Origin of the sequence: Sorangium sp. So ce117 (assembly GCF_051524395.1) — a bacterium.
Taxonomy (GTDB): Bacteria; Myxococcota_A; Polyangia; order Polyangiales; family Polyangiaceae; genus Sorangium; species Sorangium cellulosum_B.
Genome location: NZ_CP150309.1, coordinates 1659082 through 1677314 on the forward strand (window position 1 = coordinate 1659082; position 18233 = coordinate 1677314).

General features: G+C 72.4%; 14 protein-coding genes. 8 read left to right on the forward strand and 6 right to left on the reverse strand.

The window, feature by feature from the left end; genetic code table 11:
• Positions 1 to 322: 322 nt before the first annotated feature.
• The gene (locus WMF46_RS06180) at positions 323 to 1714 is read left to right on the forward strand and encodes a hypothetical protein (protein ID WP_437984746.1); all 1392 of its coding nucleotides are present in this window, start codon (positions 323 to 325) and stop codon (positions 1712 to 1714) included.
• A gap of 142 nt (positions 1715 to 1856) precedes the next feature.
• On the forward strand, positions 1857 to 2093 hold the full coding sequence (locus WMF46_RS06185) for a hypothetical protein (protein WP_437984747.1): 237 nt from the start codon (positions 1857 to 1859) through the stop codon (positions 2091 to 2093).
• On the opposite strand, the gene WMF46_RS06190 is transcribed toward WMF46_RS06185, so the two are convergent.
• From WMF46_RS06190 to WMF46_RS06210, 5 genes are all read right to left on the reverse strand, one after another.
• The gene (locus tag WMF46_RS06190; protein WP_437984748.1) at positions 2084 to 3352 is read right to left on the reverse strand and encodes a guanine deaminase; all 1269 of its coding nucleotides are present in this window, start codon (positions 3350 to 3352) and stop codon (positions 2084 to 2086) included. The two genes, WMF46_RS06185 and WMF46_RS06190, sit on opposite strands and share 10 nt — an antisense overlap.
• On the reverse strand, positions 3349 to 3957 hold the full coding sequence (locus WMF46_RS06195; protein ID WP_437984749.1) for an SH3 domain-containing protein: 609 nt from the start codon (positions 3955 to 3957) through the stop codon (positions 3349 to 3351). The genes WMF46_RS06190 and WMF46_RS06195 overlap by 4 nt, the downstream gene beginning before the upstream one ends.
• 100 nt (positions 3958 to 4057) lie before the next feature.
• Positions 4058 to 5149, reverse strand: coding sequence for a formylglycine-generating enzyme family protein (locus tag WMF46_RS06200; RefSeq protein ID WP_437984750.1), 1092 nt, complete (start codon positions 5147 to 5149; stop codon positions 4058 to 4060).
• An 18-nt stretch (positions 5150 to 5167) separates the two neighbouring features.
• Entirely contained in the window at positions 5168 to 7642 is a 2475-nt protein-coding gene (locus WMF46_RS06205) for a sulfatase-like hydrolase/transferase (protein ID WP_437984751.1), read from the reverse strand.
• A 189-nt stretch (positions 7643 to 7831) separates the two neighbouring features.
• The gene (locus tag WMF46_RS06210; RefSeq protein ID WP_437984752.1) at positions 7832 to 9040 is read right to left on the reverse strand and encodes an FAD-dependent monooxygenase; all 1209 of its coding nucleotides are present in this window, start codon (positions 9038 to 9040) and stop codon (positions 7832 to 7834) included.
• Positions 9041 to 9408: 368 nt separating this feature from the next.
• On the opposite strand from WMF46_RS06210, the gene WMF46_RS06215 reads away from it, so the two are divergent.
• Entirely contained in the window at positions 9409 to 11436 is a 2028-nt protein-coding gene (locus WMF46_RS06215; RefSeq protein ID WP_437984753.1) for a redoxin domain-containing protein, read from the forward strand.
• Positions 11433 to 12341, forward strand: a complete 909-nt coding sequence (locus WMF46_RS06220; protein ID WP_437984754.1) for a hypothetical protein — start codon at positions 11433 to 11435, stop codon at positions 12339 to 12341. The genes WMF46_RS06215 and WMF46_RS06220 overlap by 4 nt, the downstream gene beginning before the upstream one ends.
• Positions 12342 to 12362: 21 nt before the next feature.
• Here WMF46_RS06220 and tsaA read toward each other — a convergent pair whose 3' ends face one another.
• Entirely contained in the window at positions 12363 to 12785 is a 423-nt protein-coding gene (gene tsaA / locus WMF46_RS06225; protein WP_437984755.1) for a tRNA (N6-threonylcarbamoyladenosine(37)-N6)-methyltransferase TrmO, read from the reverse strand.
• Positions 12786 to 13639: 854 nt separating this feature from the next.
• On the opposite strand from tsaA, the gene trpD reads away from it, so the two are divergent.
• From trpD to trpA, 4 genes are read left to right on the forward strand one after another with little or no spacing between them, the layout of a single operon-like run.
• Positions 13640 to 14683: an anthranilate phosphoribosyltransferase gene (trpD, locus tag WMF46_RS06230; protein WP_437987863.1), complete on the forward strand. Its 1044-nt coding sequence runs from the start codon at positions 13640 to 13642 to the stop codon at positions 14681 to 14683.
• Positions 14676 to 16151, forward strand: coding sequence for a bifunctional indole-3-glycerol-phosphate synthase TrpC/phosphoribosylanthranilate isomerase TrpF (trpCF, locus tag WMF46_RS06235; RefSeq protein WP_437984756.1), 1476 nt, complete (start codon positions 14676 to 14678; stop codon positions 16149 to 16151). Before trpD ends, trpCF begins: the two co-directional genes overlap by 8 nt.
• 49 nt (positions 16152 to 16200) lie before the next feature.
• The gene (trpB, locus tag WMF46_RS06240) at positions 16201 to 17394 is read left to right on the forward strand and encodes a tryptophan synthase subunit beta (protein WP_044964109.1); all 1194 of its coding nucleotides are present in this window, start codon (positions 16201 to 16203) and stop codon (positions 17392 to 17394) included.
• Positions 17391 to 18215, forward strand: coding sequence for a tryptophan synthase subunit alpha (gene trpA, locus WMF46_RS06245; RefSeq protein WP_437984757.1), 825 nt, complete (start codon positions 17391 to 17393; stop codon positions 18213 to 18215). The genes trpB and trpA overlap by 4 nt, the downstream gene beginning before the upstream one ends.
• Positions 18216 to 18233 lie beyond the last annotated feature (18 nt).

The window sequence follows — 18233 nt, forward strand, 5'->3', positions numbered from 1 at the left end:
AGCGGCCGAGGAGAGCCGTCAGGATGGCTGTGCGCCGTGCTCGCTGTGTGTACCCGAGGGTGGTCTCGCCGGGCTGCCCTGGGGCCGCCGCGTCGTGCGGCGCTCCGGTTCACCCGCCCTCGGCCATGTCCTCGCTCCTTTGGTGAGCCTGTCCCAGAGGGCGAGTCGACCGGTCGTGGACAAGGTACCTGGACCGACAACGGTGGTCGGTTGTCTACCTCATGTCGGTCTCGATTATTTCATGCCGATCGCGTCCACTGGGACGTGAGTCTGGTAACATCCGTCGCTGCGCATTGTCGCGTTCCCCAATTTGGAGGTCAATTTGAAGCTCTCGACGAAGACGCTTGTTGGGCTGGTTGGTCTGGGTTTGCTTGCGGCGGCGGCGGCCATCGGTGGGTGCTCCGGCGGGGGTGGTGAGGCGAACCCCGGCAACAGCGGCTCTGGAAGCGGCAGCGGCAGCGGCAGCGGCGGCAGCGGCAGCAGCGGCGAGACGTCCGGGAGCGGGCTCGGGGACGGCGGTGAGTTCGATGTCGACGCAGGGGCCGGGGACAAGGACGCGGCGCTCAATGGCGATACGGCGTGCGTCGCGACCCGATTGCAGGCCGATTACCAGCAGCGCCCGGCCGACATCATCTTCATCATCGACAACTCGGGGAGCATGACGGAGGAGATCAACAGCGTCCAGCGGAACATCAACCAGAACTTCGCCTCGATCATCGCGGCGAGCAAGATCGATTACCGCGTCATCATGCTCTCGAGACACGGCAGCTCGACGCTGGAGCAGTCGGTCTGCATCGAGGCGCCGCTCGGCAGCGGGAGCTGCTCGCCGGTCCCACAGACCCCGAACACCAACCCTCCGCACTTCTACCAGTACAACCAGGATATCAGCAGCCTCGACTCGCTCTGTATGGCGATCGACACGCTGAAGGGGGCGATCCAGCCCCGGGGCGAGACCACGTCGCCCGGGTGGTCCCAGTGGCTGCGGATGGACTCGCTGAAGGTGTTCGTGGAGATCACCGATGACGGCGTCGACTGCACGACGAAGTCGCTCGGTGCGGACAAGGCGGTCTTCGAGGAGGGGGCTGACATCAAGCTCCTCGACACAGCAGATGATGAAAACAAGAACGTCGCCGGCGGCACCCTCGCCGCAGAGACCTTCGACGCGGCCCTGACGGCGGTCGCGCCGGAGTTCTTCGGCTCGAAGGACGCGCGCAACTACAAGTTTTTCAGCTTCGTGGGCATCAAGGAGAACGACCCAATCACCACCCCCTGGCCGCCGGAGGCGCCAGCCACCTGGGAGCAGTGCCGGCCAGACTCGGTCGATCCCGGGACGACCTATCAGGTCCTCAGCGTCATGACCGGCGGGCTGAGATACCCGATCCAGCAGCACGCCACCTACGATGCGGTGTTCCAGGCCATCGCAGACAGCGTGATCTCGGGCGCCAAGCTGTCGTGCGAGATCGAGGTGCCCACGGCGCCCGATGGGCACTCGATCGACCTGAAGACGGTGCAGATCGAGTTCACGCCGAGCGACGGCGGGCAGAAGAAGACCTTCTCCCAGGTGAAGAGCCTCGAGGAGTGCGCCGGGGCGGCCTCGTCCTTCTACATCGAGGAGGGGCAGATCAAGCTGTGCGAGGACACGTGCGCCATGGCGGCGCAGGACAACACCGCGGGCATGGAGCTGCTCTACGGCTGTTCGGTCAACCCGAACTGAGCGAGGAGGCGCTCCCGGGCGCGACACCCCGGGAGCGCCGCCATTGCGGGGCGTCCGGCCGAGCGAGCCCCCTCCGTGGAGGGATCGCGGGAGCCAGGCGCCCGCACCTGCTACCCTGCGCGAGAGGCAGATGCGGGTCGATGTGGCGTGCCGTGCCGGCCACGGCGGGAGCGAAGAGCCCGAGACGGTCACCCTGGGGGAGCGCCGCGTGCGGGTGACGGAGATCCTCGACCGGTGGCCCGGGGGCGATCACCACTACTTCAAGGTGCGCGGGGACGACGGCGCACGGTACATCCTGCGGCGAGACTTCGAGATCCTCGTCTGGGAGCTCGAGGTCTATGAGGCCGCCGAGGACGAGAGGGGGACCGGTCAGGGGTAGACTGGCCGGCCGCGCACGAACGCGCGCTGGACGGTCGCGTCGGACGCGAAGACGAGGTGGTTCAGCGTCTCGGCCTCGCCGAGCACGTGCTCGGGGAAACGCACGGCGATGAAGTCCGCCTCCTTGCCGGCGTCGAGGCTGCCGACGACGCGGCCGAGGCCAACGGCGTCGGCGGTGCCCTGCGTGGCCATGACGAAGAGATCCGCCGGGGTCAGGCGGTCGCCCAGGCAGAGGGCGTTGTCGAAGGCGCTCGACATGCTGCGGCGCATGTCGAAGCTGCGGCCAGCGCCGACGTCGCTGCCCAGCCCGACCGGGACCCCGCGCGCGCGCGGGTCGGAGAGGCGCATGCGGCCGCTGCCCAGGAAGAAGTTCGAGTCGGGGCAGTGGACGACCGAGGAGCCCGTCTCCGCGAGGCGGTCCCACTCGCGCGGCGAGAGGTGAATGGCATGCGCGAGCAGGACGCGCCCGGTGAGCAGGCCGACGCGGTCGTAGACGTCGACGTAGTCGCGCGCCCAGGGGTGCGCGCGCAAGGTGGCCTCGCCCTCGGCCGGGTTCTCGGCGACGTGCGTTTGCACGAGGAGGCCGTGATCGCGGGCGAGCCGCGCGGCCGCCTCCATCAAGGGACGGGAGCAGCTCGGGGCAAAGCGGGGGGTGATCGCGAACTCGAGGAGGCCGCCTCCCTCGCCGTGCCAGCGCTGCACGAGATCGCGGGCGGCGGGGATGGCCTCGTCGCGAGGGACGCGGAGCGCCTCCGGGCAGCTCTGGTCCATGAGCGTGAGGCCGGCGATGCCGCGCAAGCCGGCGGCCAGCAGGGCGTGGAACAGCCGGTCGGTCGCGCCGGCGCACGAGCTGGAGAAGACGACGCAGGTGGTCGTGCCCGACGCGAGCAGCCGGCTTGTGAACTCGCCCGCGACGAGCGTGGCATAGGCGTCGTCGCGGAAGCGGGCCTCCTCGGGGAAGACCGACCGATCGAGCCAGTCGAGCAGCGGGCCGCTGGCGCTGCCGATGATGCGCGTCTGCGGGAAATGGACGTGCGCGTCGATGAAGCCCGGCATCAACACCGCAGGCCGCAGGTCCAGCACCGGCCCGCGGAACGCGCCCGGCGCGAACGGCGCTGCCTGGGCGATCCGACCGTCGCCGCCGACCACGAGCAGCGCGTCGTCGGTGAAGCGGACCTGAGCGCCGTCCGGAGACGCGGGGATCGGGGTGAGCAGACGACCGCGGTAGGCGCGCGGCGACTCCGGCGAGCGCGCGCTCATCGGATGGCGATCTCGCTCCGGCGGGCCCAGCCCATGAGCAGCTCGCCCCCGCCGTTCTTCATGACGAGGGCCCACGCGCCCGACTCGCGCACGATCATCACGATCTCGCCCGCGGCGATCGCGCCGACCCGGGTGCCGTCCGCCCGCGGCTCGTCGAGCAGCGTGATGCCGCGCGAGGCGATGCCCGCCTGGAGGCGCGCAGGCCCGCCCGGGTCCTCCTCGTCGTCGAAGGCAGGGCCGTCGTCGTGAGGGGATGGCCGCTCGTCGGAGCCTGGATCGTCGTCGAACGGGAAACGAGGGTGGAGCTGCGCGCGCCGGTCCGCCGGAGAACGCCCGTCGAGGAGGTGCGCGAAGCGGCCAGCGCTCTGCGCCGGCGAGCGATCGCCGGCGACCGCCCGCAACACGACGGGCGCCGTCGGGAGCAGCACGACGGCGGCGGCGGCGAGGAGCACGAGCCCGGTCAGCCGATCGAGCTGGCGCGCGCGCGGCGGGGCTGGCGCGGCGCCCGGCGGCTCCGCCCGCGCAGCGAGGCGCGTGCCGGCGTGCGCGGCGCGCACGTCGCGGGGGCCAGGCGAGGCGCCCTGTCCGGCGGGGGGGTGGTCCATCAGCGCAGAGGATACGCGCTGCGGCGAGCGCGGTCGACTGCGCGGCGGCGTGAGCTCCGCTGACGCGCGCCGCGCGCTTGTCTGCACGCCAGCGAGCGCGTCAGCGGAGCTCGCGCGGCAGCGGGGCGGCGGCAGGATCGCCGGAGACGGCGCGCTCCGCGGGGACGCCGATCGTGGCGCCGCGGTCCGCGCAGCAGCGGAAGCCCTGCTGGTAGAACATGTGGTTCTCGTCGTGCGAGCGGGTCGAGGGGCGGCAGCGCGTGCGGACAGGACCCCAGTAGCCACCCTTCAGGATGGAGGGGCGCTCGCCCTCCCGGACGGAACGGGTCCACTCATCGATGTTGCCGGTCATGTCGTAGACGCCGAAGGGGCTCCGGCAGCGGGGCTGGACGCCCGACGCCATGCCCTGCCAGAGCCGGTCCATCTCGGCCATGGCCGCGGGGCCGCCCCGGGGGCGCAGCGCGGTCTCGATGTACGGGCGCCAACCCTGATCGACGACGCACGCTTCAGGCTCGCGGACGTAACCGTAGGGGTAGGGGCGCGCCTCCTCGCCCTCGCAGGCGAAGGTCCACTCGGCCTCGTCGCAGAGGCGCTTGCCCTCCTCGGCGCAGAGCTCGTTCGCCTCGTAGAACGAGACGAGGATGAACGGATAGACGCCCTTCTGGTTGGGGTACTCGTAGCGATCCATGCAGAAGTGCATCGGCTTCGTGTCGAGAGCCTTCGACATCGAGAGCCACTTCTCGCGATCGAACTCCGCGCACCGCTCGGGGTAGTCCCTGCTGATCCAGTGCTTGCAGGTGGTCCGCTGCATCTCGTCGATGGAGCGCAGGTCGCCCTGGGCCTTCGGAGCGGGGTCGAGCTTCATGAGGCCGGAGACCTCGACCATGCCCGTCGGGCAGGTGCCGCGGGTGCCCTCGATCTGGTCGGTGGCCTCGCGCGACTCGGCGGGCGACGAGGCGATCTGCCAGTGGCGATCGCGCACGAGGCGCCACTCGAACCGGAGGCGCCGCGGCAGCGAGCCCGTGATGGCGCCCGCGCCGAGCGTCAGCGGCACGGACGGCGCCTCCGCGAGCCGCACGACGAGCAGCGCGAGCGAGGCGAGGCCCAGCGCGAAGCCGACGGCGACGGCGGCGCGCAGCGCCCTCGCGCGGGGGGGCGCGGGCTTCCGCGTCGAAGGGGCGAGTCGGTGCATGATCCCTCGCAGTAAACTCTACTGCGAGGGAGACTCGAAGGCAGACAACTTTTCGCGGAGCCGCCCGAGGTCGGCCTCGAAGCGCCGCTCGCCGGACAGGTCGCGGGTCTCCCGCGGATCGCTCCCGAGATCGAACAGGAGCAGCCGGTCGCGCTTCTTCCGCTCGATCACGAGGAGCTTGAGCTGCCCGTCGACGACCGCGGCGCGGCGGGCGGTGCGGGCGAACACCGGCCCTCGGGGAGCGCGCTCGGCGCCGGTGGCGATCGCGGCCAGGGAGGCGCCTTCGACGGCCGTCGCCTCCGCGCCGCCGACGTCGAGGACGGTGGGCGCGATGTCGACCGTGCTCACGGGATGCGGGTAACGGCCCGGCGCGGCGCCGGGGAGGGCGATGACGAGGGGGACGCGGATCGCCTCCTCGTAGAGCTCGACGCCGTGCCCCACGGGGCCGTGCTCGCCGAGCCCCTCGCCCTGCGAGCCGTGGACGATGACCGCCGTGCGGCCGGCGCGGGGGCCCCTCGCCACGGCGTCGAGCAGGGCGCCGAGCTGCCGGTCGACGTAGGCGATCTCGCCGTCGTAGGCGGCGGTCCTGCCGGCGCCGAAGCGGATGCCGGGGTGGGCGACGTAGCGCTCGTGGGCGTCGAAGAGGTGGAGCCAGAGGAAGATCGGCTGGGTGCGCTGGGCATACCCCTCGAGGAGCGCGATGGCCTTCTCGACCGCGAGGTGGCCTGTCGCCTCGCGCTCCGGGTGGGCGTCGCCGTAGACGGTCTCGAAGCGGTCGAACCCTTGATCGAAGCCGCGCTCCTGGCTGATCCACGTGAACGAGCTGACCGCGGCGGTGAGGTAGCCGGCGCGCTTCATGCGCTCCGCGAGGGTGTCGTTCTCGGGCAGCAGCGTGGGCCACTCGCGGCGGTCGCGCGCCGCTCGGTTGAGGCGGCGGCCGGTGACGAGCGGCGAGATGGCCCGCTGCGTCTCGCTCGATGCGGCGTAGGCGCGCTCGAACAGCACGCCGCGGGCCGCGAGCTCGGCGAGCCGCGGGCTGGTGTCGCGGCCATAGCCGTAAGCCGATGTGTGGTCGGCGCGGACCGTGTCGAGCGTGACGAGGAGGACGTCGGGGCGCGTCGGCGCGGCGGCCGGCGCGGGCGTGGTCCCGGCGGGGGAGATGGTCTTCGTCAGGACGGCCGGGATGACCGCGCCGCCCTCGTCGCGCGCGGCGGGCGCGGAGGTGGCGCGCACGTGCGCGGCCGTCGTGGCGCCGGCAGGAGCGGCCGTCGGGACGCCGGCAGGCGCGGCCGGCGGGCCGCCGAGAGCGGCGGCCGGCGGGGCGCCGGAAGCGGCGGCAGGCGGGGCGCCGGCGGCCGCGGTCGTCTGCGCGCCGGCAGGTGAGCCCGCGACGGCCCTGGCGGGCAGGGGGGCGGCGCGCTCGTGGGCCCCGTCGCTGCAGTCCTGATCGATGCCGTCGCCCGGCGTTTCCCGTGCGCCATGATACCGGGTGGGATCGCCCTCGTCGCAGTCGAGGCCGCCGAAGTGCGAGCCCATCCCGTCGCCGTCGCGGTCGGTCCACTGCTCGAGCGCGCTGAAGAGGGTGGCCGCGAGCCCGCCGCCGGCGCGCACGGCCTGGCCGAGCGGGGGGAACGACTCGATCCGGGCGGTCGCGGTCATGAGGACCAGGGCGGCGAGGGGGACGCCTGCGATTCCGGCGATACGGCCGACGGCCGCGCTGAGGTCGACGCTCGAGACGAGCGCGGTCGCCACGAGCGCGATGGCGCCGTCGACGATGGCGGCGCGCACGGCGGCCCCGGCGTCGCCGGTCGTGCTGGCCGCGTGGGCGGCGAGCGGAGCGAAGGCGGCGACGAGGGGCACGACGCCGATGGCCGTGCCGGCGACGGCGAGGAGCCACGGCTTCACGCCGCGGGCGGCGAGGCGATCGCCGAGCGCGACGAGGCGCTGGGTGACGAGCGCCGCTGCCACGACGCCGGCGAGGCCGAGGACGCCGAAGGTCGCGCCGGCGAGGCCTCGGTGGTGCGTCGTCGCCTTGAGGAGGGCGGCGAGCGCGGCGAGCACCGGGAAGGCGACGCCGATCCAGAGCGCGACGCGGAGGACGGCGAGCCGCTCGCCGCCCGCGCCGACGATGCCGCGGAAGCCGCGGCCGGCCGCGCGCGAGAGGATGAGCGCGAGCGTGACGAGCGGGAGCAGGACGGCGGTCCCGACGAGGAGCCCGTCGAGGAAGGACGCGCCGGCGCGGGCGGTGCGGAGCGCTGTCGGCACGGCGGAGAGCGAGGCGACGCCGAGGCCGAGCACGCAGGCCTCGCCGAGGCGGGTCGTCCAGGCGCTGCGGCGCGGCGGGGGAGGGGCCGACCGCCCCGGCGGGGGGACGGACCGCCCCGGCGGCGCGCTCTGCCGGGCGGGCGGGCCGCTCGGCGATCGCGGCGGGACACTGTCATGAGAGCCGGCGGCGCTCGGCGGCGGCGGGGGACCTGGTTCGGCGGTGATCATGGGCACACAGGGGGGGAGGGCCGCGTGGGCGCCTCGCGAGGGCCTGTCGCGCCTGGCCGCGAGGTCGTGCGCCCTGGAGAACGGGGCCTACCATCGGTGTACCGGGCCGCAAAGTATCCTGCGGGAGCGGACGAGCCGGGGGCGCCGGCGGCCGGCAATCTGAGCGCGCCGGCGCCCCTCCCGGGCTGGTCACGCCTGAGGCCGAGCCGACGGGGCGCCCGGACGCCCGCTCATCGGCAGTCCGCTGGACCAGCCCCTCGCCATGCCCTGCACCATGGCCTCGTAGTCGGTCGCCTTGCTCCTGCGATCCCTCGCCTCGCAGAGCGCAGGATCGGTCGCGAACAGCGAGCGCGCGAGGTCGCGGGCGCCCGCGTTGATCGCGGCGTTCTTGGCGTGGCGGCGCTTCGTGAAGGCGGTGAACGCCTCCTCGAGGGAGGCCGCGCCGCCCAGGCAGTCGGCCAGGTGCCACGCGTCTTCGAGGGCCTGACTGGCGCCTTGGCCCGACGTGGGCAGCGCCGCGTGCGCGGCGTCGCCGATCAGCAAGACGTTGTCTCGATGCCACGTATCGATGGGATCGTGATCGTGGACGTAGATCTTGTTCATGCGCTCGATGGGCGTCTCCTCTATCAATTGCGGTATCGGGCTCGGCCACCCGCGGAAGAGGGCGCGGAGCTCGGCCCGGTGATCTGCTGGTTCCTTGCCCCGAGCTTCAGGGCAAGCCGCGGCGCCGGCCCAGTACGCCTTCGATCGAGATACGGGCACGACGCCGAAGCGCACGCCGACACCCCAGCAGTCCATCACCTCGATCTGCGATTCCGAGAACACCGCGCGATCGCTCTCGAACGTGCCAAGCCAGTTGACGAAGCCCTGATATCTCGGGCGATTGTCGCCGTGCACGAACGCTCTCGCGACCGATCTCATCCGCCCGTCCGCTCCGAGGATCACGTCCGCCGCGACGGTCGCTCCGTTCGCGAAGTGAACGCTCGCCGAGCCGGTGGCCGAGGGCTCGATGCGATCGGCGGCGTGCCCGTACCGCACGCGGACACCCAGTTCGGTGACGCGCGACAGCAGCGCCGCCTGGAGCTCTCTCCTCAGCACCGAGAGGCTCGGGGACCCCATGAGCTGGTCCAGCTTCCGGATGTCCAGCGCGCCGAGCTCCTCGCCGGTACACGAGACCCTCCGCATCCGGGTCGGGCGCCCCGCCAGCCTGGCGACCGATTCCAGGAGCCCGAGCTCCTGGAGCACGAACGAGGCGTTTGGCCAGCAGACGATCCCCGCGCCGATGTCCGTCGGCGCAGCGTGTCGCTCGAAGACCTCGACCTCGAACCCCCGTCCGGCGAGGGCGATCGCCGCGCTCAACCCGGCGATCCCGCCTCCAAGAACCGCACTCCTCAACATGAACCTTCCCGTGCTCTCTCGTGGCCTCCCTGCGACCACGACCCTTGCAACGACGCTGCCGGGCGTTCCCTACCACATGCCCCGCGCGCTGCACGCGGCGCCGTTCCGAGGCCTGTGTCCTCGGTGACGCGTCATGTTCGGTCGCCCAGGCCCTCGACCCGCGGAGGGGCCCCATCCGAGTCGCCGCCCCCGACCTGGACCCCACCTGGTCCGGACGGCGCAACGGCGGACACCGTCGGAGATGTGCGCCGGCGCCGCCGCGACCCGGTTCTCCTTGCTCTGGCCCCCCCGGCGACTTGTATCGTCGCAAAGACGCTGCCCTTGCTTCATCAGCCGCCCTGTCCTTCATCCCCTCCAAGGAGCTTTTCATGACGCTGCTGCGACGTCGCGCTTCCGTCTCTGCGCTGATCTTGCTCGCCTTGTCCGCCTGCGGAGACGACGATGCGGTGAGCGAGACCGGGCTGTCGTGCGGTCCAGGCACGAAGGCCGAAGGCGGCGTGTGTGTGCCTTCGGCGACGAGCCCCGGTGTCGTCTGCGGCGAGGGCACCGAGGACGTCGACGGCGCGTGTGTGCCTTCGGCGACGAGCCCCGGTGTCGTCTGCGGCGAGGGCACCGAGGACGTCGGCGGGGAATGCGTCCCGACCGCGCTCCAGCCCGGGCATTTCCTGAGCCCGCTTGTGCAGCTCCAGAGCTTGCACGAAGTCGGGAGCCACACGGATGAGGTCCGCGTCCGCGACGATGACTTGCTCCTCAATTGCAGCTACACATTCAACGTCATCGATGCGGAGGACCCCGCCGACATGGAGGTGCTCGCGGGGGGGCTCAAGCACACAATCCCCGGCGATACCCGCACGCCCGGCTGCAAGCACCTCGCGTGGGACGATGATCTCGTCTTCACCACGCACCTCGGCAACATCCGGAACCCGGCGTTCCTGAGCGGCTGGGACATCAGCGATCCCGAGGCCCCGGTGCAGCTCCCCGTCCTGCAAGAGGAGGGGATCAGCTACGAGGGAGTCGACGTCGCGAACCACAACATCTTCGTGGGGCTGCACGGAGATGGCCTCGGCGTCTACCGCTACGACAGCGCGGTCGGGTTCACGCGGGTCGGAAGCCTGGGTGGATTCACCAATGCGTGGGGGGTCGCGGCGCGCGACAACCATGTCTTCGTCGCCGACGGCGTGGACGGGCTCGTCACGGTCGACGCGACGGACCCGACGGCCCCGGTGGAGCTCGGGCGCGTGGCGACCGGCGGCCAGGCGAAGGGCGTCGTCGTGGACGGCGACTTCGCTTATGTGGCGGCGGGCTCTGCGGGCGTCGCCGTCGTCGACATCTCCGACCTCGCGCGCCCGGTCGTTGTCGGGCGCGCCGAGATGCCCGGGACCCCGCTTCGCCTGGCCTACTCCGAGCGCCGCCTCTTCGTCGCCGCGTGGAACGACGTGCGCGTGTACGACGTGTCCACGCCCGCCGCCCCGACCTTCATCGCGGCCGTGCGCATCCCGAGGGCGTTCGAGTACGAGGATCCCGATCGCGAGCTCCCCACGATGCGCACCTTCGGCGTCGCCGCCCGGGGTCAGGACGTGTTCATCGGCACCTGGGAGAACCCGTATTCCTACCGCCTCGATCCGGACCGCCTCGCCCCCAACATCCGTCTCCCGGAGTCCGCCGCGCGGATCGATTTCGGCCCGGTCGCGGCCGGGGACAGGAAGACGCTCCCGCTCGAGGTCACGAACCAGGGGACGGCGCCGCTCACGCTGGTGGACAACTGGGTCAGCGGCTCAGCGTTCAGCGTCGAGCCGCGCCAGGCCCGGATCGCGCCCGGCGAGACGATCGAGCTCAACGTGACCTACCTCGCCTCCGCGACGGACCAGGAGATCGGCTATCTCCACATCACCTCGGACGACCCTGCGGCCCTGGTGCGGAAGAGCTACCTTGTTGGCAACGCGCCCGGCGTGAGCGTCGGGGCGCCCCTGCCCGCGACGACGGGCACGATGCTGGACGGCACGACATGGACCTCGGAGGAGTCGGCGGGGGGCGTGCTTCTGCTCACCTACTTTGCCACCTTCTGTCCGGTCTGCGCCAACCACCTGCCGGACACCGAGGAGCGGTTCTGGCTGAAGTACAAGGACCAAGGCCTGCAGATCGTCGCCCTCAACCCGAGGGAGCCGGTCGATCAGATCGGCCAGGTGCAGGCGTATTGCGACAACATCAAGGTCAGCTTCCCGGTCGGGCTCGAGGAGACCGCGAGCACCTACGCCGCCGTGACGTCCAATTTCCCCGGCCCCAACCCGTTCCCGGTCGACGTGATCGTCGGCAAGGACGGCATCGTCCGGTATGTCACGCATGAGTACGATCCGGATGCGATGACGGCTGTCATCGAGCAGGCGCTGGCCGAATGATGAAGCGCGCCCTGCTCCTGATGGTCGTGCTGGTTGCGTCCGGTTGCGACGGAGGCGGCGGCTCGACCAGCGGGGCGGGGGACGCCGGCGGCGGCGCAGCGACCGGCGGCGGCGCCGGAGGCGGCGGCAGCGCAGCGGTCAGCGGCGGTGGCGACGCTGGCGGCGCGGCGGGAGGCGGCGGCGCGACGGGCGGCTCCGGCGCAGGCGGCGCGCCGGCGGGTCCAGGCGTGACCGGCGTGCTCGCGGACGAGGCGGGACAGCCCATCGGCGGAGCCACAGTGCTGTTTTGCAACACCGCGGTCTGCTACTCGGACCGATCGAGGGCGGATGGTCGCTTCACCTTCCTCTGCGACGCGGAGCCGCCTGTCGACTTCGTGGTGAAGTCGATGGAGGACGCGGGGACGACGCCGCGCCGGGGAACGACCATGTTCCCGCTGCGCTTCACCGACGCGGTCACCATCGATGCGGGATCGCTCTTCGTGCCGCACCTGCCCGCGGGCGCCGTCCTTGGTCCGAACAGCGACGATCCGCAGGTCCTGGAGGTCGGCGATGGCCTCCAGCTCACCGTGAACCGCGCCGCGCTCGCGACGCCGCTCGGCGAGGCCCTCCACGACATCGCGGCCCGGAGGATCCCGCCGGAGCGCGTGCCACCGCTCCCCGATCTCGGCGGGGAGGAGATCGTGGCGGTCTACGCGCTCTACCCGTTCGCGACGACCAGCGACTCGCCCATCGGGGTCCAGGCCCCCTCGGACCTGGCGCCAGGGACGCCCGTGAGGTTCCGGACGATGAGCGAGTACGACGGCAAGCTCTCGGCGCCGGCCGAAGGGGAGGCCGACGGCGCGGTCGTCAAGACGGCGCCGCTCTCCGGGATCGACGAGCTCACCTGGATCGTGATCTCCAGGTAGTGATCATCGCAATGCTGTTCCTCACGTCAGGACCGGCTTGATGTCGACGACCGGTGTGCCGTCGATGGCCTCGATGGGCCCGATGCGCAGGCGGTCGCCGTCGATGGCACGGACAAAGGTGGGATGGAGACCGAGAGGGTTCGGTCTGTCCGGAGATCGCGTCGCGAAGACGCCCGTGAGCGGATTGCGCGCGTCGGACCGCGGGTGGACTCGGAGGACGTCGCGACGCCCCTGGTGAAGCCACGTGATGACGATGATCTCGTCGCCGACGGCGAGGCCGTGCAGCCCTTCCGCCGCCCACGGGTACAGCTCGAGCCAGGCATCCGGCGCTCCCTCCGAGCCTTGCCTGGGCGCCTCGCTGCGCTCCTTGAGCAAGGACCGGATCACGCCGACCGGGCGCAGCTGAGCGCCATCCAACGCCGCCTCGAACGCCATCGTGCTCATGGAGGGGAAGGGAACGCCAGACGATGCATGGGTGTCAACGGCGAATCGTCACGCGCGCTCAGTTGGCCCTCGGTTGACCCTAGTTGCCTGATGACGGATGACCGAGGCTCCTTGCGCGAAGCAAGCTGTCGCTAGACGATGTCTGCCATGCGATATTCCACATCGGTTATCGCGTCTGCCACATGACGGGCGTGATGCGGCGCCGGCACGAGCTCGCTGAGATCTTCGATGGCGTGCTCTCTGTCTTCAGAGCGCACCGAGGCGCCGACGAGAACCGGTATCCCGCGCCGGCCTTCAGCCGCTGTCCACCGTCGCGACGCCGGCGCTGGCCGCCTGCGAGGGCACGAGGACCGTCCTGCGGAGGCGTCGCCAGCGGATGGCGGTGGAGAGCGCGGAGGCCTCGGAGGTTCGCTGATCCGAGGAAGCTCGGGCCACGGCGGCTGAAGCGGCGGCTCAGCGGCGGCTCAGCGGCGGCTCAAGGCGCGCGGAACCCGCTTGACGCTCGTCGCGCCCGCAAGCTATGTTCCCCGCATGCCCCGCGCGCTCCCCGCGTCCTGCGCTCGCCGCCGCTCCGAGGCCTTCGTCCTCGGCGGCGCGTCGTGCTCGGCCGCCGAGGTGGGTTCGTGCGTGGCAGGGCTGCGCTGGTGGCGCTGGTGCTCTACCAAGGCGGGCCCTTACCACGGGTAACGCGCCTCCCTGCGGGGAGGACGACCTGAAGGAAAGAAGAAGAGGGCCCGCCGAACAACGGTGGGCCTTTTCGCTTTTGTCCGCTATGCAGGGCGCCGCGGCGCGACGCCAGAGTCCCGAGGATCCGTGTCTGCCGGAACAGCCGTGAACATGAGGAGAGAACCATGATGCATGCAGTCATCGATGCGCTCTGCGCCGGCGTCGACCTCTCCGCGGAGCAGACCGAGGCGCTGTTCCGCGATGTGGTCGCAGGGGCGCTGACCGAGATCGAGCTCTCCGCGCTGCTCGTCGCGCTCAAGGCGAAGGGCGAGACCCCCGCCGAGATCGCGGGCGCGGCGCGCGCGCTCAGGGGGGCGTCGGCGCCGTTCGCGCGGCCGGCTTATGTCTATGCCGACTGCTGCGGCACCGGCGGAGACGGGCAGTCCACCGTGAACGTGTCGACGGCCGTCGCCTTCGTCGCGGCCGAAGCAGGCCTGCCGGTCGCCAAGCACGGCAACCGCTCGGTCTCCTCCCAGTGCGGCTCCGCCGACGCGCTCGAGGCGCTCGGCGCCCGGCTCGACCCGCCGGCCGAGGTCTCGCGCCGCGCCCTCGATGAGGTCGGCTTCTGCTTCCTCTTCGCGCCGCAGTACCACGCCGGGCTCCGCCACGCGATGCCCGTGCGCCGCGCCCTCAAGGTGCGCACGATCATGAACCTGCTCGGCCCCCTCGTGAACCCGAGCGCGCCGCCGATCCAGGTGATGGGCATCTACGAGCCGGAGCTCGTCACCCACGCCGCGCGCACGCTCGGCATGCTCGGGTGCCAGGCCGCGCTCGTCGTCCACGGCGGGGGGCTCGACGAGGTCGCCCTGCACGCCCCGACGCGCGCGGCCCGGCTCCGTGATGGGATCGTCGAGGAGCTCTTGATCGACCCGGCGGACGCGGGGGTCTCGCCGGCGCCGATCGAGGCGCTCCGGGGCGCCGGCCCGGCGGCGAACGCGGCGTGGCTCCGCGATCTGCTCGCCGGGCGCGGCGCGCCCGCGCACCGCGACGCCGTCGCGATCAACGCCGGCGCGCTGCTCTGGGTCGCCGGGCGCGCCGAGGGGCTGCGGGAGGGGACGGCCCTGGCGCTCGACGCGCTGGGCTCCGGGCGCGCGGCGGAGCGCCTCACGCGCTTCGTGGCGCTGAGCCGGGATGGGGCCCAGGAAGCGCGGAAGGAGGCGAAACATGGCTGAGCAGGGCAATGTGCTCGCGCGCATCGTGGAGCGGAAGCGGGCGGACGTGGCGGAGCGCGAGCGGCGGACCCCGCTCGCCAGCCTTCGGGCGAGCGCGCCGCCCACCTCACGGAGCCTCCGGCGCGCGCTCTCCGCGCCGGGCGCGCGGTTCGTCCTGGAGTGCAAGAAGGCCTCTCCGTCCGAGGGCCTCATCCGGCCGGATTTCGACCCGCACGCCGTCGCCGCCGCGTACTACGGCGTCGCCGACGCGGTGAGCGTGCTGACCGACGAGCCCTTCTTCCAGGGCAGCTTCGAGATCCTCCAGGCCGTGCGCGCGGTCGTGGACGTCCCGATCCTCTGCAAGGACTTCGTCGTTTCGCCCTACCAGGTGATCGAGGCGCGGGCGAACGGCGCGGACGCGATCCTGCTCATGCTGTCGGTGCTGGACGACGCGACCGCGCTCCTGTGCCTGGGCGCCGCCCAGGCGCTCGGCATGGACTGCCTCGTCGAGGTCCACGACGAGGCGGAGCTCGAGCGGGCGCTCGCGCTGCCCGCGCCCGTGATCGGCATCAACAACCGCGATCTCAAGACGCTCAAGGTCGATCTCGCCGTCTCGGAGCGGCTCGCCCCGCGCGTGCCGCGCGATCGGATCGTCATCGCGGAGTCGGGCGTCGAGTCGCGCGCCCACGTGGAGCGGCTCGCGCCCTCGGTGGACGGGTTCCTCGTCGGCACGTCGCTCATGCGCAGCCCCGACATCGCGGACGCCGCGCGCGCGCTGGTGACCGGCCGGGTGAAGATCTGCGGCCTGACCCGGCCCGGGGACGCGCGCGAGGCGGAGCGGCTCGGGGCCCGCTTCGGCGGCCTCGTCTTCGCCGAGACCTCGCCGCGGCGGGTGACGCGCGAGCAGGCCGAGATCGTGGCCGCCACGGCCGCGGGGCTGCCCTTCGTCGGCGTTTTCCTCAATCAGTCCGTGGACTTCGTCGCGGATACGGCGCGGGCGATCGGGCTGCGCGCCGTGCAGCTCCACGGCGACGAGGACGCCGCGTTCGTCGAGGCGCTGCGGCGCGCGCTCGCCGAGGGGTGCGAGGTCTGGAAGGCGGTCCCGATGGCGCCGTCCGGGGAGGCCGCCGGCGCGGCCGGCGAGGCGGGCGGCGACGGCGCGGGCGCGGAGGTCGAGCGCAGCGCCGACCGGCTGGTCTTCGACACGCGCACGGCGGAGGCGCGGGGAGGCACGGGGCGGACGTTCGCCTGGAGCGCGATCGACGGCCACCCGGCGCGCACGCGGAGCTTGCTCGCGGGCGGGCTGAACCCGGACAACATCGCCGCGGCGCGCCGGGTGGGGACCTGGGGGCTCGACGTGGCGTCGGGCGTCGAGCGCGCGCCCGGCGAGAAGTGCGCCGACCTGCTCGTGCGCCTGTTCGACAGCGCGCGCGGCCCGTCGCGCCACGACAATGATCCCGGGGCCCCGGCGGACCGCGCCTCCCCCTGACGGCAGCTCTCACGACGCACAACGCACAACCGACGATCGAGGCAATCACATGCAGCAAAGCGGCCGCTTCGGCGCCTTTGGCGGCGCCTATGTCCCGGAGATCCTCGTGCCCGCGCTCGAGCAGCTCGAGCGCGCGTACCTGGAGGCGCGCGGCGATCCGTCGTTCGCGGCGGAGTTCGACGCCTTGCTGACGACCTACGCGGGGCGACCGACGCCGCTCACCCTGTGCCGCAACCTGACCGGCGATCCGCGCGTGAAGCTGTACCTCAAGCGCGAGGACCTGCTCCACGGCGGCGCGCACAAGACGAACCAGGCGCTCGGCCAGGGGCTGCTCGCGCGGCGCATGGGCAAGCGGCGGCTCATCGCCGAGACCGGGGCCGGCCAGCACGGCGTCGCGACCGCCATGATCGGGGCCCTGCTCGGCATGCCCACGCGCATCTACATGGGCGCGAAGGACGTCGAGCGGCAGCGGCTCAACGTCTTCCGGATGCGCCTCATGGGGGCCGAGGTGGTGCCCGTGACCTCGGGCTCGCAGACGCTGAAGGACGCCCTCAACGAGGCGCTGCGCTACTGGACCGAGAGCTACGAGGACACGCATTACCTGATCGGGACGGTCGCCGGGCCTCACCCGTTCCCCACGATCGTGCGCGATTTCCAGTGGGTGATCGGCCGCGAGGCGCGCGCCCAGATCCTGGAGGCCGAGGGGCGCTTGCCCGACGCGGTGGTCGCGTGCGTGGGCGGCGGAAGCAACGCCATGGGGATCTTCTCCGAGTTCATCCCGGACAAGGACGTGGCGCTCGTCGGCGTGGAGCCCGCCGGCCACGGCCTGTCGACCGCCATGCACGGGGCGACGCTCCTCAAGGGCCGCCCGGGGGTGCTGCACGGGTCGGAGACCTACATCCTCCAGGACGAGCACGGGCAGGTCGCCGAGACGCACTCGGTCTCGGCGGGGCTCGACTACCCCGGCGTCGGGCCGGAGCACGCGCACCTCATGACGTCGGGCCGGGCGACGTACGTCGCGGCGACCGACGACGAGGCGCTCGACGCGTTCCAGCGGCTCGCGCGCAGCGAGGGCATCATCCCGGCGTTCGAGTCGGCGCACGCGATCGCGCACGCGCTGAAGATGGTGGCGGAGGCGGCGCAGGCAGGGCGCGAGACGGTGCTCGTCGTGAACCTGTCGGGCCGCGGAGACAAGGACATGGAGCAGGCGCAGAGGCTGCTCGATCCCGGGAGGTCGACATGAGTCGGGAGACGGTGACGACGCGCTACGATCGCGCATTCGAGCGGCTGCGGCAGCGCGGCGAGGGGGCGTTCATCCCCTTCCTGATGCTGGGGGATCCGGACCTCGCCACGAGCGCGCGGCTGCTGCGCGCGGCCGTGGAGGGCGGCGCGGACGCGATCGAGGTCGGGATCCCGTTCTCGGATCCGATCGCGGACGGCCCGACGATCCAGGCCGCGGCCGTGCGGGCGCTCGCGGCCGGCGTGAGGCCGGGCGACTGCATCGAGCTCCTGGCGCGGTTCCGGGCGGAGGCGCCGGAGGTGCCGATCGGCATCCTGACGTACGCGAACCTCGTGAAGCACCGCGATCTGGCGGGCTTCTACGCGTCGGCGGCCGCGGCCGGGGTCGACAGCGTGCTCGTCGCCGACGTGCCGGTGAGGGAGTCGGATCCGTACGTGGCGGCGGCGCGCGCCGTGGGGGTGGCGCCGGTGCTGATCGCGCCGCTGAACGCCTCGGAGGCCACGCTGCAGCAGCTCGCGGAGCGGTGCAGCGCGTACACGTACTGCGTGACGCGCAAGGGCGTGACGGGGGCGGACGAGCAGCTGCGCCTGGGCCACGGGGGGCTCTTCGAGACGCTGCGCCGGTTCGACGCGCCGCCCGCGATCCTGGGGTTCGGCATCTCGAAGCCCGAGCACGTGCGCGACGCCCTCGCCGCCGGGGCGTTCGGCGTGGTCAGCGGGTCCGCGGTCGTGCAGCGGGTCGCGGCGAACGTCGGTGATCCCGAGGCGGCCGCGCGCGCCGTCGCGAGCTTCGTCCGCGAGATGAAGGCGGCGACGGCGCGCTGAGCGCGCCGGCCGGATGGC

What these genes read in the sequence shown, in the direction of transcription:
- WMF46_RS06215 (WP_437984753.1), top strand. Translation starts at nt 9,409, where the DNA reads ATGACGCTGCTGCGACGTCGCGCTTCCGTCTCTGCGCTGATCTTGCTC.
- WMF46_RS06200 (WP_437984750.1), bottom strand. Translation starts at nt 5,149, where the DNA reads ATGCACCGACTCGCCCCTTCGACGCGGAAGCCCGCGCCCCCCCGCGCG.
- WMF46_RS06205 (WP_437984751.1), bottom strand. Translation starts at nt 7,642, where the DNA reads ATGATCACCGCCGAACCAGGTCCCCCGCCGCCGCCGAGCGCCGCCGGC.
- WMF46_RS06195 (WP_437984749.1), bottom strand. Translation starts at nt 3,957, where the DNA reads ATGGACCACCCCCCCGCCGGACAGGGCGCCTCGCCTGGCCCCCGCGAC.
- WMF46_RS06210 (WP_437984752.1), bottom strand. Translation starts at nt 9,040, where the DNA reads ATGTTGAGGAGTGCGGTTCTTGGAGGCGGGATCGCCGGGTTGAGCGCG.
- trpB (WP_044964109.1), top strand. Translation starts at nt 16,201, where the DNA reads ATGCAGCAAAGCGGCCGCTTCGGCGCCTTTGGCGGCGCCTATGTCCCG.
- trpCF (WP_437984756.1), top strand. Translation starts at nt 14,676, where the DNA reads ATGGCTGAGCAGGGCAATGTGCTCGCGCGCATCGTGGAGCGGAAGCGG.
- WMF46_RS06190 (WP_437984748.1), bottom strand. Translation starts at nt 3,352, where the DNA reads ATGAGCGCGCGCTCGCCGGAGTCGCCGCGCGCCTACCGCGGTCGTCTG.
- tsaA (WP_437984755.1), bottom strand. Translation starts at nt 12,785, where the DNA reads ATGAGCACGATGGCGTTCGAGGCGGCGTTGGATGGCGCTCAGCTGCGC.
- trpA (WP_437984757.1), top strand. Translation starts at nt 17,391, where the DNA reads ATGAGTCGGGAGACGGTGACGACGCGCTACGATCGCGCATTCGAGCGG.
- WMF46_RS06220 (WP_437984754.1), top strand. Translation starts at nt 11,433, where the DNA reads ATGATGAAGCGCGCCCTGCTCCTGATGGTCGTGCTGGTTGCGTCCGGT.
- trpD (WP_437987863.1), top strand. Translation starts at nt 13,640, where the DNA reads ATGCATGCAGTCATCGATGCGCTCTGCGCCGGCGTCGACCTCTCCGCG.